The sequence below is a fragment of the Nostoc sp. FACHB-280 genome, from assembly GCF_014697615.1.
GTDB lineage: Bacteria > Cyanobacteriota > Cyanobacteriia > Cyanobacteriales > Nostocaceae > Nostoc_B.
The window spans coordinates 18,264-35,879 of the sequence record NZ_JACJSD010000052.1 but is presented as its reverse complement, the minus strand read 5'-3'; the positions used below and the strand labels follow the sequence as shown (position 1 = coordinate 35,879).

The following is a 17,616-nucleotide window of genomic DNA, read 5'->3' as shown; positions in this document are numbered from 1 at the left end:
AGCTTAAAATTTATTACCGGAAATTACCCGCACTCCCCAGAATAAAGTTAAAGTGGCGATCGCAAACCAATCCCATCTTTTGAGTCGTAATTCATGCCACTGCACTTTGTGTTCGTTAGGGCTGGTAAAACCGCGCACCATCATTGCATTTGCCATTTGGTCTGCCCTTAAGAGCAAATTTTCTAACAGTCTTTCGGCGACAATCATCCAAACTTTAACCGCACCTTTTAACCCTAGTTTTTTCCAATTAATCGCCCTGGTCATGACTGAGCGAATCAAATTCTGTACTTCTTCTAGAACTAGGGGAATAAATCGCAAAGATAAAGTTAAAGTCAAGGTAATTTCGGTTACAGGCAACTTGAGTCTGCGTAAGGGCTGCATAAGACTTTCAATAGCCGCCGTGATTTCTTCTGGCGCAGTTGTCAACAGATACAAGTTGGTGCTGTAGATTACCGTAAATAAAATGGTACTGAGGCGCACTGCCAAATCTAAAGAACGGCGGGTGATTCTGACTGGCCCTTGATGGAAGAGGACGTAGGAGTATTTCTTAGTGCTGAGTGCTGGTTGGGGAGTTGGGACGGGTGAGTTAGACTTAGGAGCTAATATTTGCTCATTAGCTGGGAGACGGGGTTGATAATTCACACCCAAGCCATCGGGGCTAACGGCGGCAATAAATAATACTAAAACTGTAAGGGTTAATAACCAACCTAATTGTTGCTGCCAAACTCGGCGGGGAATTTTGGCAACTAAGGTAAACAGAATTAACAGCACGACTAACAAGATGCGCCATTCGTTAGTCGCAAAGCTGTAACTCGTTAAAAAACTCATCAACCAAGCAATCTTGACGCGGGGATCAAGTTTATGCAGCCAAGTTTGCGGTTGTTCTAAATATAGCCCTAGTGGGAGCGATCGCAGTAAATCCATAAGATAAGGTAAAAGTTAAAAGGCAAAAGTAAAAAGAGAAAATTTTACCTTTTTACTTTTTACTTTTTACTTCATTACACGCGAGTTGCGCGGTTGACATTACCACTTTCCATATCCCGGACTTTCTTACTCCGCCAGAGTAGACGAATGGGTGTACCTTTAAAGCCTAGTTGTTGGCGGAATTGTCTTTCGATATAGCGGCGGTAGTTGTCGTTGAAGCGTTTCGCATCGTTTACAAACAGAGCAATTGTCGGTGGTTGGCTGCTAACTTGAGTACCATAATAAATCCTGCCCTGACGACCACCGCGAGAAGTTGGGGGTGAGTGCCATCTTACCGCTTCTTCTAAAACTTCGTTGATTACCGATGTCGTCACACGTCGCTTGTGTTCTGCTGCTGCTTGCACAACTAATTCTAAAATTTTTTCTACCCGTTGTCCTGTTAAGGCGCTGACAAAGATAGTCGAAGCCCAGTCGGTAAAGTGTAGTCGCTCTTGCAGACTTTTTTCGTAATCGTAGATAGTATGAGAGTCCTTTTCAACAGCATCCCATTTATTGACAACAACGATGCAAGCTCGACCTTCTTCGATGATCCGCCCTGCTAATTTTTGGTCTTGTTCGGTAACTCCGTCTAAAGCATCTAAGACTAATAAAACGACATCGGCGCGGCGAATGGCTTTAAAAGCACGATTGATGCTGAAAAATTCCGTCCCGTAGTCTATGTTTTTCTTTTTGCGAATCCCGGCGGTGTCAATCAGCCGATATTGTTGTCCATCGCGTTCGATAAAAGTGTCTATAGCATCTCGCGTTGTGCCGGAAATAGGGCTAACAATGGCTCTTTGTTCACCCACAAAAGCATTTAATAAACTTGATTTCCCCACATTTGGCCGACCAATGATCGCTACTTTAATTTCTTTGGTTTCTGGTATTTCTGTTACCGACGGAATGTGTTTAATTAACTCGTCGAGTAAGTCGCCTGTACCGTTGCCATGAATTGCAGAGATCGGGTACGGTTCTCCTAACCCCAATTCCCAAAACTCGGCCGCTTGAATTAAGCCTTGTTCTGGAGATTCGCATTTGTTCACAGCCAGGAGTACTGGTACTGGTTGTTGGCGTAACCATTCAGCGATTTCTTCATCAGCTGATGTGGGGCCTGTTTGACCATTCACTACAAAAATGGCCGCACTTGCTTCGTTGAGGGCTGCTAGTGCTTGCTGACGAATCAATGGCAAAAATTCGGTGTCATCGTTAAAGACTAAACCACCTGTATCTACCACTAAATACTCGCGATCATTCCAAAAAGCAGGCAGATAAGTGCGATCGCGGGTCACACCTGGTTCATCGTGGACAATCGCCGTTTGTTCCCCAGCGAGACGATTAACCAGGGTGGATTTGCCGACATTCGGTCGGCCGATAATTGCAACAATTGGCAGTCCCATAAAACCAGGAGTAGAGAAACAGTAAGTATATCACATCTGTTTATTTTAGCGACTTTAAGTCTTTATTTAATTTTCTCTGATAAAAGAAAATTAACCTCGAAATTTTAAATAACAAGCTTGGCAAGAAAACTGGCAATCACAGCGAAGGAGATTGTGTGTTGAAAACTCGTAAGTGGTTGATAAAAGCCAGCAGTTCAGCTTTTCGATGTATAAGATTGTGCTTATTGCTTGGCTGCTGCACTTTACTATACGCCCATTTAATTGAACCGAATTGGATTGAAATTAATTCTTTACAACTGACATTACCCAATCTCGCCGCAGAATTTAATGGTTATCGCATTGTCCAAATTAGTGATATTCACCGCGATCGCTGGATGACTCCGCGACGACTCAAGAGAATAGTCAGACTAGTTAACCAACAAAAACCCGATTTAATTGCAATTACAGGTGATTTAGTCACACGTAATTTACCACAATTCATCCCTTCATTAACAGTTTCTTTAAATCACTTCACACCCAAAGATAAAACTGTAGCCATATTAGGAAATCACGACCACGAGAATGATACTCCAGCAATTATCAAAGCCATAAAACAAAGCAATATTGTTTACTTAGGCAATGATACTTACACACTCAAACGCGGAAATGCAATGTTACATATTGCGGGTGTAGATGATGTGCAGATGGGTAAAAGCCGCCTAGATTTAGTAATGCAGAAATTACCCAAAACAGGCGCAGCAATATTGTTAGCCCATGAACCAGACTTTGCTATTACCAGCGCAGCAACAGGACGATTTGAGTTGCAACTGTCAGGACATTCTCACGGTGGACAAATTCGCCTACCGTTAATTACACCGCCTATACTCCCACCTTTCGCAAGACAGTATTATTTAGGAAAATATCAGGTAGGTAAGATGTTTTTGTATACTAACCGAGGTTTAGGAATGACAGGTTTACATCTGCGTTTCTTTGCTCGCCCTGAAATTACTGTGTTTACATTGGTTGCACCAATGTATTGAAATAATTGAGAGTGTAATTTATAAATTCCAATTGCGGCGGAAATGGAAGAAGCCTTCTAATTTATCTTGCACATCGGGATGGTTATTTAATCTTTGCTGATATTCTTGGACGGTTTGGGCGATAATTTCGGAAAAATTAGGATATATGGGTGCTAAGTTAGCTAAATCTTTAACTATAATTTTTTGGTTGATGGCTAACGCAATTACATTTATTAACTCTCCGGCGCTTTTACCTAAGATAGTCGCGCCTAAAATTTCGCCGTTATGTAGGACAATTAATTGACAAATACCTGTAATGTCGCTATTAATTTGGGCTGCTGCTAGAGATTTAAAATACTGTCGTAAAACTAAAAATTCATCAGGGTGAAATTGCCTAATAGCTTGGGCTTGGGTTAAGCCAACTTGCGCTAACATTGGCTGGGTAAATATTCCCCAAGGTATGTCTTGATAATTCACCTCTAATCTAGGGAAAAATAGGGCATTGTTGAGGGCAATTCTGGCTTCATAATTAGCAATGTTGATAAAGTCATAACCACCGATGACATCACCGCAAGCATAAATACGTTTGTTGGTAGTTTGCAATTTATTGTTGACTACTAAACGATGCTGATACCATTTCACGCCGACGGCTGCTAAGTTTAAAGAGGCAAAATTTGGTTGTTGTGCAGTAGCTACTAAAATTTCATCAGTTTCAATTGCTTTATCTCCGGCTTGCACCCATTTTTTATCATCAATTTGTCTGACTTGCGTGACGGCTGTTTGCGTCAAAATATGTACACCATCAACTTCTAATTGGGCTTGTAGCAGTTGAGCAATTTCTGGGTCAATATTTGGCAGAATATAAGGATGTTTAATAACTAATGTCACAGTACAACCCAAACGGGCTAAAGTTTGGGCGATTTCAATACTTTGAGGCACGCCACCCAGTATTACCCAATTTTGGGGTAATGTTCTTTTTTTCAAAGATTGCCAAATATTATTTACGGTAATGTATCCAGTATTTTGTAACCCTTCAATATTGGGAATTTTGGTACGGGAACCACTGGCTAATAAATAGGTGCGTCCCCTTAACAAGCGGAAGATTTGCTGAGGTGCAGATTGGGTTGATTTTTCATCATTTTGATAAACAGCAAATGCCAAATGTGGCGAAGGTTGAAATTCACCTTTGCCAAAAATGACATCAACGCCTTGTGCGGCTAATGTGGCTGGAGAATTCAGTTCTTGGATGTTGGCGGCAACTGTGTCAGCATATAGTATTGCCTCTTGCCACGCGAGGGATATATGGCATTTTTCGGCGATGTCCGCATGATTGGTACGAATACCAAAACCATCAGCTTGATTGAGAGACTGTAAGCGGTTGGCAATTTCGCTGAGGGTGTGATGATAAATAAATCCGTAATTTATTTGTGGTTCTACTAGGGCAACTTTAGCGTGTAATTTGGTTGCAGCTAAAGCCGCATAGCGTCCGGCGAGGCTACCGCCAATAATCACGACATCATAATCAATGGTCATTAGTTGTTAGTCAATGGTCATTTGTCATTAGTTAATTGTAGAGACGCTAATCATTTCGTCTCTACAATTGTTGGGTGACGAATTACTTACTAATTGTTCAGTAATGCTTGCAGGGCTGTTAATAAACGTTGGTTATCGGACACAGAACGCACAGCGATGCGGAAGAAGCGATCGCCTAATTCTTTAAAACTCAGGCAATCTCGAATTAAAATCTGATGATGCTGGAGTAATTGTTGCTGTAACTGCAAACTCGATTTTTGTGATTGCACAAGTAAAAAGTTGGCAGCACTGGTGTAAGGTTGCAGTCCAGGAATGGCGGCTAAACCTTGAAACAGTTGGTTTCGGGTAGGTGGTAGCCATTGCCAAGTTTGCTGTTGAAAATTTTGGTCGCTGATGACTGCAATAGCGGCGGCCGCAGCGAGATTGTTGACAGGCCAAGGATCACGCCACGTCTGCCACCGTGACAAATGATCCGGGTGGGCGATCGCATATCCCAGTCTTAGCCCCGGTAGACTGTAAAATTTGGTTAGCGATCGCAACACAACTAAATTCTTATGTTCCTGCACCACAGAAATCAGGCTTTGTTCTGCTTCTGGTGGCACAAAATCCATAAACGCTTCATCCACTACCACTAAGGCAAATTCTTCTAACAGGGGTAAAATTTCCTGCCGTGAAAACATTTTGCCTGTAGGGTTGTGGGGATTGTTTAACAATAACCCATATTGTTTGGTGAGTGAGCTAGGGGGCAGGGGTTGAGGGGTGGGGGGGAGAAAAACTTCATTTTGTCTCCTTGTCTCCTTGTCTCCCTGTCCCAAATTGATCGGGAACTCCAGAACTTTAGCGTTGTAAGCCGTCAAGGTGCGGTAGTAATCACCAAAGGCTGGAGTCAATAAGATTGTTGCAGATAATTCTGCTAATTCTCTACCTACCAAAGTTAATAATTCGGCGGAACCGTTACCCGGCAAAATCCACTCTGGCGGTAATTGATGGAAGTGACTGAGAGCAAGTCTCAGTTCACTATATTCTGGTTCGGGATAGTGCCTCAGACTACCAATTTGAGATTGAATCGCAGCGATCGCACTATCCGGTGGCCCTAATGGACTGATGCTCGCAGAAAAATCAAGAATAGCATCACGGGGACAGCCAGCCAGTGCTGCTGCCCAGGCTAAATTTCCCCCGTGTGCTGGTTGCTGCATCAAAATCAAAATTCCCCAAATTAAACCTAAGATTTTGGGGGTGCAACTCTTTCTCTAAAGAGTTTACCAGCAGAGAAAGCAGGCACTTTAGTTGCGGGAATTTCCATTTTTTCGTTTGTTTTGGGGTTACGACCTTCACGGGCTTTGCGTTCCCGTGATTCAAAGGAACCAAAACCGACCAGTGTCACCTTATCACCAGAAGAAACCGCTTCAATAATGGTTTCTAAAGCAGCAGTTAAGACTGCATCTGCTTGTTTTTTGGTAACGCTGGCTTTTTCTGCGACTGCATCAACCAATTCGCCTTTGTTCATATAAACTCCTTCAGGTTTAGTTGAGATTTCTTTTAGATGTACTGTGTAGCATCTTTACTGAAACCTCTGTTTGCGGAACTACAAAAGTCGTGTTTCGGGAGTATTTTTACTCAAAATCGCTACACATCCCTTCTGCTCGACTTTTCAATGAATCATTCTAAGGTGTAGTAGCCAGAAGTGGATATATGAAACCGTTAATTTATATGGATTTCAGGATTTTTTGGGTTTTTTGGGGGTGTGTTGCACTCAAAACCACCCTCAAAGTAGGAATAAATACTTAGTAAAAACCCCTGTTGTGAGCGCAACAATTAAATTATTGGGCGAGAGAAAAACCCCTGTTGATGTTTCTTTGCTGCCTGATTTCGCCAAATTTCCCAGGTATGATTTCCCTAGTAGCGATCGCGCTTCATTTCTCTGGATTCAGGACATTCAGACGATTCCGCCCATTCGCAATCACCTGATTTTTGCCTTTAGCATCAGTTATTTACGCCCTTGGACAGTGATTTTAAGACTCCGTGCCGTGTAATTGTAAAATAACTTAACGTTTTACAAGCCTGGACGATGCTGAATCCAAGGTTTTGCAGCTTCAATTTGGGCGGCGAGACTAATTAACGTGGCTTCCGCCGCAGGTTTACCCACCAGTTGCACACTCACAGGTAGACCATGACTATCAAAACCTACAGGTAATGCGATCGCAGGTTGTCCGGTGGCGTTGGCAGGGGGACAAGGGGCAACCCAACGCATAATATTCTGAAATGTCTCTTCGGGACTCAACGCCGCCCACTCGCCGACGCGAATGGGGGAATGTAAATACACTGGCAACACCAACACATCAAAATTCTCGAAAAATGCCACAATTTGCCGGGAGACGATTTGCAATTGGGATAAAGCCCGGAGATATTCAGCCACAGAACCAGTACGCGCCAATAACCAACGGTTCACAGGCTGCAAAGCTTCCACAGGCAATCCCGATGCAGATACTCCTGCTTGCCAAACCATTTGGAATGGTTCGACCAAGCCGCTAAAATCTGGGCAGGCTTCTGTAACACTGTTACCCAATTGTTCTAATAACTGGACTGTTTGCAATACACCTTGCTGACAGTTCGCATCAGCCGTTCCCAAAGGCAGGATTTTTGTTGAGAAGGCAACGTGTAAGCCCGAAACTTTCGCTTGGGTAGCAGCCAGAAAAGAAGGTTCAGGATCAGGTAGCCAGTAAGGATCACCAGTGAAGTAACCAGAAATAGCATCTAACATCGCGGCTGCATCAGCCACAGTCCGGGCGATGGGGCCATTAACAGCAATTCCCCCCAAGCGATCGCCTACCGGGGCTTTGGTGACTCTGCCCCGTGAGGGTTTAATCCCAACCAAACCACAACAAGCCGCCGGGCCACGAATTGAACCACCACCATCAGAACCTTGAGCGATCGCACATAATCCGGCGGCGACGGCGGCGGCTGCACCACCACTAGAACCGCCGGAAGTATATTCTAAATTCCAAGGATTTCTAGACGGGGGAAAACCTGTGGGTTCGGTGTAAGGAAAGGAACCGATTTCGGAGGTGGCAGTTTTACCAAGAATAATGAACCCTGCCTGTTTAATCCGCGTTACCACGCCATCATCATAATTAGGAATGTTGTTTAATAACGCCGGACTGCCGTAGGTACAAGGCACACCAGCCACGGTATTCAGGTCTTTAATCGAAATTGGCACACCAAAAAAAGGCGGCAGTTCGGCGGCTGTTGCCAGCATTTCGGTTTTTGCTTGGGCATCAGCGATCGCGAGTTCTGCCGTTACCGTAAAATAACTTCCCAATTGGGGATTCAACCGCTCAATTCTTTGTAAATATATTTCCACCAACTCCAGTGGCGACACCTCCCGATGGCGGATTAATCGCGCCAACTCCACCGCCGGAGTAAACGCTAAATCAATTTCATTCATATTTGACTTTTATTACCAATTGTGCATTTATCGAAAATTTTTCAATTGAGTTTGTTACTTTCGCAGTAGTTTCGGGAAGTATGAATCAATAGCGCCTCAGATTTGCTATCTATCAGGACGCTGAATCTACCACCAACTAAGACGAAGCTTGTTTTCAAGCTACCACCTTGCTGCATAGTCATTTTAATTGTTTCACATCAACTTTCGGCAAATCCCCAAGGGATATTTATGGCTGATTTAGAAACGCTGGTAAATGAATTACCAAAAATCGTGCATAGTCTGAGGCTAAATATTGGACATGCTCATGACATCATGCAACAGATTGTCATGATTAATCATGCTCAAGAGCAAATCCGCAATATTCAAGAAAAAATCAAGTCTAGCCAGTTAGAGAAAACACCGATAACGACAGGCGCTTATTTAGATGTAGCACCAAAGCCAGTTATAGATGGAGATTACACAGTCTACATATATAAATATGATTATCCTGGGTTACTGACAGGGAAATTTGGGCAATTACCAGTAGATATTTCCCTTAAGCAAATTCAGTCCAAAATCGAAGTTTGGGTTGATTGGGGTGATTTAATCCAAGCGATCGCAGCTGATATTCTAAGTGATATCAAATTAGTCCAACAACTCAACCTTGATGCTAGTCATGACAGTATTCCTGCCACATTTCAAGCTGTCGAAGAGGTTTTAAAAATCCAACTCGATTTGAATAAGCCAAAAATCTTACAACAACAAATTCAGCAGATTATTCAAGCTCAAGAAGATGCTTTTAAAATTAAGGAAAGATTAGAATTTATTTTTGACAATATTAAGCAAAGTCATAACTTATTGAGCATTTTACTCGGAGTCTCAGCTTTTTGTGGTCAATCCGGCTTTGCCCTAGAGTGGTTAGACGATGATCAAGAATTAATTATATCTGGTGATGGCAGATTACAAGAATTAACAGATATTATCAATGATTGTGAGTTTTACCAAAGTAAAATTGATGCTTTAATTTTGCAGATTAGTACTTTGAGAGTTAAATCAGAAAAAAAATTACCTAAACCCAAAACTGAACAATGGAAATTATTTGAGTTTAACTTGCCAGAAAAGTTTAAACAGCAACACTTAACTCATTATGGCGGAATATTTGTGGTGAGTTTATTAGCTTTAGGTTTTGGGGGGTGGATAATTAAAGCAGAACTGCCTAAACTCCAACAACTGCGCTCTAAAATTAATCAAGAAGAAACTGCGATCGCTAATTTAAAAGCTGCACAAAATCTAGGTTTAGAAGCCTCTGGGTTAGTACAATCACCACCTCATCCTTTAGTTGTTTGGCAACAAGCCGAATCTAAATGGCAAGACGCAATCAAATTACTAGAAAACATCCCTCAAACAACATCTGTTTTTATTAAAGCGAAAGATAAATTAGTACGTTATCGCTTAAATCATCAAGCAATAAGTCAAAAAGTAATTACCGAAAAACAAGCTTTAAACAATTTAGCAACAGCCCATAAATTAGCTATAGAAGCAAACTTTTTGATTCAAAGTTCACCTCATTCTCGTTCAATCCGCCGACAAGCCAAATCTAAATGGCAACAGGCAATTAATATTTTAAAGACAATTCCTGCAAATACATTTGTGTCGCAACAAGCTAAAGAAACACTAGTAAATTATCAAACCAATTACCGAGAAATTAGTAAAAATATTTAAATACAAGGAACAGAGGCTAGGGAAATGTGCGTTACTAGGATAAAAACGGATGTAATATGATACTCATATTTGATTTTTAAACAGGTAATACCAATTCACGAAATCACTGATACAAATCTCTTCCTCTGAACCTCTGCTTTCTCTGCTCCCTCTGCTTGTCAATTTGTATCATTCTTAAAGTGAAACGGTATAAGTATACATGTAGTGGCGTTGCAAGGCTAAAATGTTGCATTCAAAAATCTCTCTTATCTGCGTTCATCCGCGTTTATCTGCGGTTAATTTTTCCAATATAATGTACTACTACATTTATATTTATCTGCCTTGTCTCCCTTGTCTTCCTTGTCTCCCTCATCCCCCAACAATGAGATATTTTCAATTAGATAATAAATGCCCTTCCACCCAACTTTCTAAATCAGCTAAAACTTCTTGATAATTGAGGTCATCTTGCAGTTCATGATATGCGTCTGGATAGACAATTATAGTCTTATCTTTACAAGTAGTTAATTGCTCATAAAAAATCTGGCTTCCTTCTGGTAATGTAATTCTGTCCGCGCCACCGTGGAGAATTAATAATGGTAATTGCCATTTGTTAGTGTGATGATTAATCCAACTAACAGTATTCAAAAATTCCGTTGCTAAACGAGCCGTTCCTAAAGTGTGTCGTAAAGTATCTTGAGCATAGATAGCTAACACTTTTTCATCTCTTGTGCCAGCAGATAAATCAAGACCAGTATTTAAAGTGAACCTTGGCCATACTCGTGATAGCAATTGTCCCAGTAATAGCTTAATTTTTGACACCCCAACTTTTCCTAAACTGGGGGCAAGAAGAATCACACTTTTCAGCACAGCAGCAGCTTGGGGATAACGTAAAACATAGTCTAAAACAACTATTGAACCTAAACTATGACCTAACAGGAAAATTGGTAATTTGGGGTATTGAGCTTGAATTAATTCTAAAAAAATTCGCAAATCTTCGCGGAACTCAGCCCAAGAATTAATATATCCTCTTTGTCCTGGGGAACGTCCATGACCACGCAAGTCAAAGCTATAAGCAGCATATTGTTTAGGAATAAAATGTTGAACTATGTTATTGTATTTGCTACTATGACCGCCTAACCCATGTACAATCACTAATACAGCTTTGACATTATCTGTTGGTTGCCAGCTTTGGTAATAGAGGTCAATTTCACCAATACCCCGAAATGTACTTTCGTTGTGGTTAATCATAAAATTAATTTTGCAATTTCTCTATACAATTTATAAGAGAAATTTTTGATTTTATACTGATAATTAAAATTTGTATATTATTCTCTAGTCTACATAGGCACAAGTTTATCTATTTCCATCTGCATAGCCTGCGGTAAGCATCTCGTGCTTATACGTCTGCGTTGATCTGCGGTTAATTATTCTTGCTTGTATCTCACTAGAATGAGAATTGCGAAAATTACACAGATGAACATTTTCATTTCTAAAGTTCACTAGATTCAGAACCCTGGCTTCTTGAAGAAGTCGGGGGTTTCTGTTTTTAGTGATTATCTATGATTACCATAGATAATCTATATGATTAACATCAGGTTATCAAAAGAATTAAAACTATAAATCATTGTTAATGATATTTTTTTATCTAAATAGTATTTACTATATTTTATGATCTACGGTAATTACTGATGAGAAGCACAATGGTTTAGTGCAATCCATTTGACAATGCTTCATAACAGTCAAATATCGTAGATAAATTTTTTGAATATTCTATATCTGTGAGGAGTTGTCATGGCTAAGTATCTCCTAGCTTCTGCTAGTGGAGCTAGTTTTTTATGTTTAATTAACGGATTGTTACCCATACAAGCCCTAGCTGACTCCGTACCAATAGATAATAATTCATTGGTAAATGTTCCGCAAAAATCAGCAATTATCAACAGCCAAGTTGCTGGTACTGAAACTAAGTTGATTCTCGCTGATGGTAGCCAACCGGAAGCACCAGCTATCAAGGGTAAGCCAGAGGTACAAGATTCCTCACCATCTAATAAGTTGCAGACATCAGACAATAACGACAACCCTCAAGTAACATCTGTATCACAATTATCTGATGTGCAACCAACTGATTGGGCTTTTCAATCCTTACAATCTTTAGTTGAACGCTATGGTTGTATTGCTGGTTATCCCAATGGTAGTTATCGTGGCAATCGTGCTATGACTCGTTATGAGTTTGCAGCAGGCTTAAATGCTTGTTTAGAACGAGTTAACGAACTCATCGCCACAGCGACTTCTGATTTAGTTAAAAAAGAAGATTTAGCAACCTTACAAAAATTACAAGAAGATTTTGCAGCAGAACTCGCAACTCTCCGGGGACGAGTAGATGCACTAGAAGGACGCACAGCCGAACTAGAAGCCAATCAATTTTCTACTACTACTAAACTCAATGGCGAGGTAATTATTGCCGGGATTGGTGCTACAGGTGGCGCACCTAATCAGGGCGATCCTAATATTATTTTGGTAAACAGAGTCCGGTTAAATCTCAACACTAGCTTTACTGGGAAAGATTTATTAATAACGGGTTTGCAAGCTTACAACTTTTTGGGTGGTGTAGATGGAAGTGGAAGCTTACAAAATAGTTTAGGGTTAGCTTCGGATTTATTGGTTTCTAGTAGTGCTAGGACAAGTTTTGAACCGCTTTTTCCTGGTTTTGATGTGAAAACTTTATCAGCGCAGTCAGCGAACAGCGTACAACTATATAAATTACTGTATGTTTTTCCAGTCGCGGATAAACTAACTTTGTTTGCGGGAACTGCGGCGGAAGCAACAGACGCTTTTCCTGCTATCACACCTTTTTATGGTGAAGGAAATGAGTCGATTTCGCGGTTTGCAGGTTTAAATCCTGTGGCGCGAGTTTCTGGTGGAACTTCGGGAACTGGTTTAGCATCGGCGGCGGGATTTATTTTTAGTATTTCTCCTCAGTTAGATTTAAGAGCTTTATATGGGAGTGTTAACGCTAACATACCTCAAGAAGCAGGTGATATTGTTCCTGGGGTTTCTAACACGCCTTTAGGTGCGGGTGTGTTTGGTGGTAGTAGTGTGTTCAGCACTCAGTTAACTTTTAAACCTACTAGTTCGATAGATGTGGGTTTAAACTATGCCCACAGTTATCACGAAATTAACATCTTAGGTACGGGATTAGTTCGTGATGATATTGGCGCGTTAGCTGGCGTTGATTTAGGAACACCTGTAACTCTCAATTCTGTTGGTGGTACAGTAACTTGGCGCTTTTCTCCCAAGGTTGCTTTGTCTGGTTATGGTGCTGCAATGTTTGTGGATGATTCTTCGGGTGCTGTTGATGCTTCCACTACCTTTACTAGCTGGATGGTAGGGCTGCACTTTAATGATTTATTTAAATCAGGGAATAATGCCGGGATTCTTTTTGGACAACCGCTGTTTCGTTCGGATGCTAGTGGTTCGGCACAACTGGCTCCAGATGGAGTAAATCGTGCTACTCCTTATCATTTAGAGGCGTATTATCGCTTTAAGCTGACAGATAATATCAGCATTACTCCTGGTGCTTTTGTGTTGTTTAACCCTGAAGGTGACAGCAGAAATGAAACGACAACTGTAGGTGTCCTGCGGAGTACGTTTACTTTTTAGGGAAGAATTCAGGAGTCAGAAGTCAGAATTCAGAATGATTAGTGAATCGAGCTTTTGCTAGATAGAGATGCTCATAATTTAGAAGTCGAGTATTAAACTGCGATCGCTTCTGAGAGAGGATTGATAAAGTAAACCTCAACTAGTGGCGTGGCAACACTAAAGTAGGGCATAAATATAATTCTTGTAGAGTGGACATCCTGCCCGCAGCAGACGGGCGAGAAGCCCATCCCATAAGAAATTTATCATGCAATATTTTTAGCCTTGCCACGCCACTACGAGAATTTTTACTTTATAAATAACCTCTGAGTTCTTTATTCTGTATACTTACCATTTGAAGATTCGGGAAGTGGCTAGAAAATATGCAAAATCCAGAATTAGATATAAATAAGTATGTTGAGCAAGCTGCTTTATTATTAGATTTGCCAATTAAGGATGAATATTATGAGGGAGTGGTAGCGAATTTTGCGAGAATTCAAGCGATCGCCCAAATAGTAAACTCATTTCCTCTACCCGCAGAAGTTGAGGCTGCACCTGTATTTGAACCATAGTTTATTATCATTTCCTTGATGCCTTACGTAAATGCACTGAGTTTTCATAATAACTAGCAAGACTAAGATATTAGCCGATAATGTCATTGGAAAAATGCCATGACGAATTTCAATGCTGCTAGTTCTTTGAAGTCTGCGGCTATCGGCAAATTTTTGGTGCGGGTGCTGTGGGTAGTGGTGGGAGTTGGGATTGTTTCGACGTTGTTCTCGTTGTTAGCTGTCATCGCGCAACCAGTTTATCAAATACTGGCAAGTTTAGATGGAGTAGTATCAATAGTGGCGTTGCTGACGAGTATCGCTTCAATTATTATTTTTTTGATTTGGCTACATCGTATCCATACAGATTTAAAAAATCTCTTTCAAGAATATCCGATTAGTCCAGGGGGTGCGATCGCTAGATTTTTGATTCCTATCTACAGCCTTTGGGGTATAGCGAATACTTTATCCACCTTTGCGGACAAATTTAAAACCGAAGGTGGCGATTTAACCAGTGCTGGTGAACAAGTGAGATCGTTAATAGCTCCCCTTTATGGTTTTATGATAGGCTCAAGGGCAGTCAATCGCGTTGTTTTTGAAGCTTATAAACATCCTGAAGATAAATTTCTGCCTGTGTGGCTGTTATTATCTTGCTTCTTAGATTTAGGTTTTACCGTTGTTTTATTGCAACTCATCAAAACTATGCGAACTGCTGTGACTCAAAAAGCTAAACGCACTGTTGCCTAAGTGATGAATTTAGATTTAGCTGATGCCTTATCAATAGCGGCTGCTGTGTGCAGTGGTCAAGTGAGTGCAGTCGAAGTCACTCAAGCTGCACTCACAAAAATTGCCACCATAGACTACAAAATTAACAGTTTTACCACTGTCACCACAGAAATAGCTTTAGCAGATGCAGCCAAAATTGATCAAGAAATCGCCCAAGGTAATCATCCAGGGTTACTGGCTGGTGTCCCTTTTGCTGTGAAAAATCTGTTTGATATTGCTGGTATCACCACCTTAGCTGGTGCAGAAATTAACGCCGAAAATCCCCCAGCTACCCAAGATGCAACCGCAGTCGCCAAGTTGAAACAAGCTGGTGCTGTGCTGGTTGGCGCTTTAAATATGGATGAGTACGCCTATGGATTTGTTACGGAAAACTTTCATTATGGTGCTACTCATAACCCTCATGATTTACAACGCATTGCAGGTGGTTCCTCTGGTGGTTCGGCGGCGGCGGTGGCGGCTGACTTAGTTCCCTTCACCCTCGGTTCTGATACGAACGGTTCCATTCGTGTACCGGCGGCTTTATGTGGTGTATTTGGTTTCAAGCCAACTTATGGAAGGTTATCCCGTGCTGGTGTGGCTTTATTTTCTAGTAGTTTTGACCATATTGGCAGTTTCGCCCGTTCGGTAAGGGATACGGCGGCGATTTTTGATGTGTTGCAAGGAAAAGATGAACGTGATCCGATTTCTAGCCAACGTCCGCCAGAATTGTGTTTAGCCCAACTCCATCAAGATATTTCTCATCTGCGAATTGCCATAGCCGATGATTATTTTATTCAAGGTGCAACCCCAGAAGCTTTAGCCGCAGTTCACAAAGTTGCAGAGGCTTTGGGAGTAACTCAATCTGTCACCATACCAGAAGCTAAACGCGCTCGTGCAGCAGCTTTTGTGATTACCGCCAGTGAAGGTGCAAATCTGCATTTAGATAAATTGCGATCGCGCCCCCAAGATTTTGACCCCGCAACCCGCGATCGCTTTTTGGCTGGGGCGTTAATTCCTAGTAGTTGGTACATCCAAGCCCAACGATTTCGCCGTTGGTACCGCGATCGAGTCCGCGCGGTTTTTCAAAATGTCGATATCATTCTCGCCCCCACCACACCAATTGCTGCACCATTCATCGGTCAGCAAACCATGATTTTAAATGGTGAGGAAATTTTAGTGCGTCCACATTTAGGATTATTTACCCAACCCTTATCTTTTATTGGTTTACCTGTTTTATCAGTGCCAATTTACCATCCAGATGCTTTACCTTTAGGTGTGCAGATTATCGCCGCCCCCTACAACGAAGCATTAATCTTGCAAGTTGCAGCATTTTTAGAGTCTCAAGGGGTAATATCGTGTCCGGTAAAAGACTTATGATTAAGACCGCAGGGGAGCAGGGGGCAGGGAGCAAGGGAGAGGGTTTGGAGCTTTATTTACCATTAAACATAGTGCAATTTAAATGACGATTAGCTTAACATCCTGCCCTGTAAAAGACTAATCATCAAGACATCTAGGGGCAGAAAGAAAAAGTTTCTCTAATTTTTGACTTTTTCAGAAGATTTTGCAATCTCGTAAATAGCATTAATCGCAACATCAATATCAGCCCGCGAAACATCTAAATGTGTGACGGCTCGAATCGAATTACCAACGGCTCCCATTTTGACACCACGCTCTTGTAATAAAGTCAGAAATTGACCTTTGTCAATTCCGAGTCCAGATACATCAAAGAAAACAATATTTGTCTCTGGTTGGGGATTTTGGACTGTAATTCCATTAATTTCACTCAGTTTTTTAGCCAAGTGAGCCGCATTGTCGTGGTCTTCTTGTAAACGTTCAATATGATGATCTAGTGCATACAGACAGCCTGCGGCTACAATTCCGGCTTGACGCATTGCACCACCAAAAATATGTTTATATCGGCGTGCTTGGGCGATAAATTCTTTGGTTCCTGCCAACACTGCACCGATGGGTGCGCCCAGTCCTTTAGTAAAATCAACCCACACAGAATCAACACAAGCAGCAAAGTCTTTGGCTGGAGTTTGCGATGCAATCACAGCATTTAGTAATCTTGCTCCATCCATGTGGGTAGCTAAACCTTTTTGCCGGGAAAAATCACAAACCGCACGTAGTTCTTCCAATTGCCAAACTGAACCGCCACCAAAATTGTGTGTTTGCTCAACACACAATAAGCGAGGATTTGCTGAGTATAAGTAAGGTGCAGTCGCAACTCTTGTCAATGCTTGCGCCACAGCATCAACTGTAAAAATTCCCCTCTCGCTGGTCACTGCTTCCATTAACACACCAGAAGTCATGGCTGCACCACCAGATTCGGCGCGGATGATATGTGCCATTTGTTCTACTAGCACTACATCCGCAGGGCGAGTATGAGTTTTAATGGCGACAAAATTGCAAATGGTTCCACAGGCGAAAAACAGAGCTGCTTCCTTGCCGAGTAAATCTGCAACTCGTTCTAATAATAAATTAACAGTCGGATCTTCGCCTTTCTGCTCGTCGCCTACCTCAGCATTAGCGATCGCCTGTCGCATCGCCTGTGTCGGCTTTGTTTCAGTATCACTTGTTAATAAAATCATCGGCACTCCTAGAAAATAAATATATTAGTTTAACCTTGCATAAGTTTAGAACTGCTATCAATA

General features: G+C 41.6%; 15 protein-coding genes. 7 read left to right on the top strand and 8 right to left on the bottom strand.

Annotation, left to right across the window (positions count from 1 at the left end; translation table 11 throughout):
• Positions 1-3 precede the first annotated feature (3 nt).
• On the bottom strand, positions 4-924 hold the full coding sequence (locus H6G75_RS27520) for an energy-coupling factor transporter transmembrane protein EcfT (RefSeq protein ID WP_190983082.1): 921 nt from the start codon (positions 922-924) through the stop codon (positions 4-6).
• Between the two features lie 74 nt (positions 925-998).
• Positions 999-2,360, bottom strand: a complete 1,362-nt coding sequence (der, locus tag H6G75_RS27515; RefSeq protein WP_190983081.1) for a ribosome biogenesis GTPase Der — start codon at positions 2,358-2,360, stop codon at positions 999-1,001.
• Positions 2,361-2,515: 155 nt separating this feature from the next.
• Between der and H6G75_RS27510 the strand changes: the two genes are divergently transcribed.
• Positions 2,516-3,379, top strand: coding sequence for a metallophosphoesterase (locus H6G75_RS27510; protein WP_313934915.1), 864 nt, complete (start codon positions 2,516-2,518; stop codon positions 3,377-3,379).
• An 18-nt stretch (positions 3,380-3,397) separates the two neighbouring features.
• On the opposite strand, the gene H6G75_RS27505 is transcribed toward H6G75_RS27510, so the two are convergent.
• The 3 genes from H6G75_RS27505 to H6G75_RS27495 form a co-directional block, all read right to left on the bottom strand.
• Entirely contained in the window at positions 3,398-4,891 is a 1,494-nt protein-coding gene (locus H6G75_RS27505) for an NAD(P)/FAD-dependent oxidoreductase (RefSeq protein WP_190983079.1), read from the bottom strand.
• 89 nt (positions 4,892-4,980) lie between these two features.
• Positions 4,981-6,087, bottom strand: a complete 1,107-nt coding sequence (gene cobD / locus H6G75_RS27500; RefSeq protein WP_190983078.1) for a threonine-phosphate decarboxylase CobD — start codon at positions 6,085-6,087, stop codon at positions 4,981-4,983.
• A gap of 26 nt (positions 6,088-6,113) precedes the next feature.
• Positions 6,114-6,398, bottom strand: coding sequence for an HU family DNA-binding protein (locus H6G75_RS27495; RefSeq protein ID WP_015111786.1), 285 nt, complete (start codon positions 6,396-6,398; stop codon positions 6,114-6,116).
• A 295-nt stretch (positions 6,399-6,693) separates the two neighbouring features.
• Here H6G75_RS27495 and H6G75_RS27490 point away from each other — a divergent pair, with 295 nt between their 5' ends.
• On the top strand, positions 6,694-6,924 hold the full coding sequence (locus H6G75_RS27490; RefSeq protein WP_190983077.1) for a hypothetical protein: 231 nt from the start codon (positions 6,694-6,696) through the stop codon (positions 6,922-6,924).
• A 20-nt stretch (positions 6,925-6,944) separates the two neighbouring features.
• On the opposite strand, the gene H6G75_RS27485 is transcribed toward H6G75_RS27490, so the two are convergent.
• Positions 6,945-8,336 carry an amidase gene (locus tag H6G75_RS27485; RefSeq protein ID WP_190983076.1) on the bottom strand — a complete coding sequence of 464 codons (1,392 nt, stop codon included), beginning with the start codon at positions 8,334-8,336 and terminating at the stop codon, positions 6,945-6,947.
• A 228-nt stretch (positions 8,337-8,564) separates the two neighbouring features.
• Here H6G75_RS27485 and H6G75_RS27480 point away from each other — a divergent pair, with 228 nt between their 5' ends.
• Positions 8,565-10,037 carry a hypothetical protein gene (locus H6G75_RS27480; RefSeq protein ID WP_190983075.1) on the top strand — a complete coding sequence of 491 codons (1,473 nt, stop codon included), beginning with the start codon at positions 8,565-8,567 and terminating at the stop codon, positions 10,035-10,037.
• Between the two features lie 372 nt (positions 10,038-10,409).
• Here H6G75_RS27480 and H6G75_RS27475 read toward each other — a convergent pair whose 3' ends face one another.
• Positions 10,410-11,264 (bottom strand): alpha/beta hydrolase, encoded by an 855-nt coding sequence (locus H6G75_RS27475; protein ID WP_190983074.1) that lies wholly within the window; start codon positions 11,262-11,264, stop codon positions 10,410-10,412.
• A gap of 543 nt (positions 11,265-11,807) precedes the next feature.
• Between H6G75_RS27475 and H6G75_RS27470 the strand changes: the two genes are divergently transcribed.
• The 4 genes from H6G75_RS27470 (at position 11,808) to H6G75_RS27455 (ending at position 16,339) form a co-directional block, all read left to right on the top strand.
• Entirely contained in the window at positions 11,808-13,673 is a 1,866-nt protein-coding gene (locus tag H6G75_RS27470) for an iron uptake porin (RefSeq protein ID WP_190983073.1), read from the top strand.
• 359 nt (positions 13,674-14,032) lie between these two features.
• Positions 14,033-14,221, top strand: a complete 189-nt coding sequence (locus H6G75_RS27465; protein ID WP_190983072.1) for a DUF4089 domain-containing protein — start codon at positions 14,033-14,035, stop codon at positions 14,219-14,221.
• Between the two features lie 99 nt (positions 14,222-14,320).
• Entirely contained in the window at positions 14,321-14,944 is a 624-nt protein-coding gene (locus H6G75_RS27460; RefSeq protein ID WP_190983071.1) for a DUF4328 domain-containing protein, read from the top strand.
• A 3-nt stretch (positions 14,945-14,947) separates the two neighbouring features.
• Positions 14,948-16,339: an AtzE family amidohydrolase gene (locus tag H6G75_RS27455; protein ID WP_190983070.1), complete on the top strand. Its 1,392-nt coding sequence runs from the start codon at positions 14,948-14,950 to the stop codon at positions 16,337-16,339.
• A gap of 158 nt (positions 16,340-16,497) precedes the next feature.
• On the opposite strand, the gene H6G75_RS27450 is transcribed toward H6G75_RS27455, so the two are convergent.
• Complete coding sequence (locus H6G75_RS27450) at positions 16,498-17,553, bottom strand: low specificity L-threonine aldolase (protein ID WP_190983069.1); 1,056 nt, start codon at positions 17,551-17,553, stop codon at positions 16,498-16,500.
• Between the last annotated feature and the right edge of the window lie 63 nt (positions 17,554-17,616).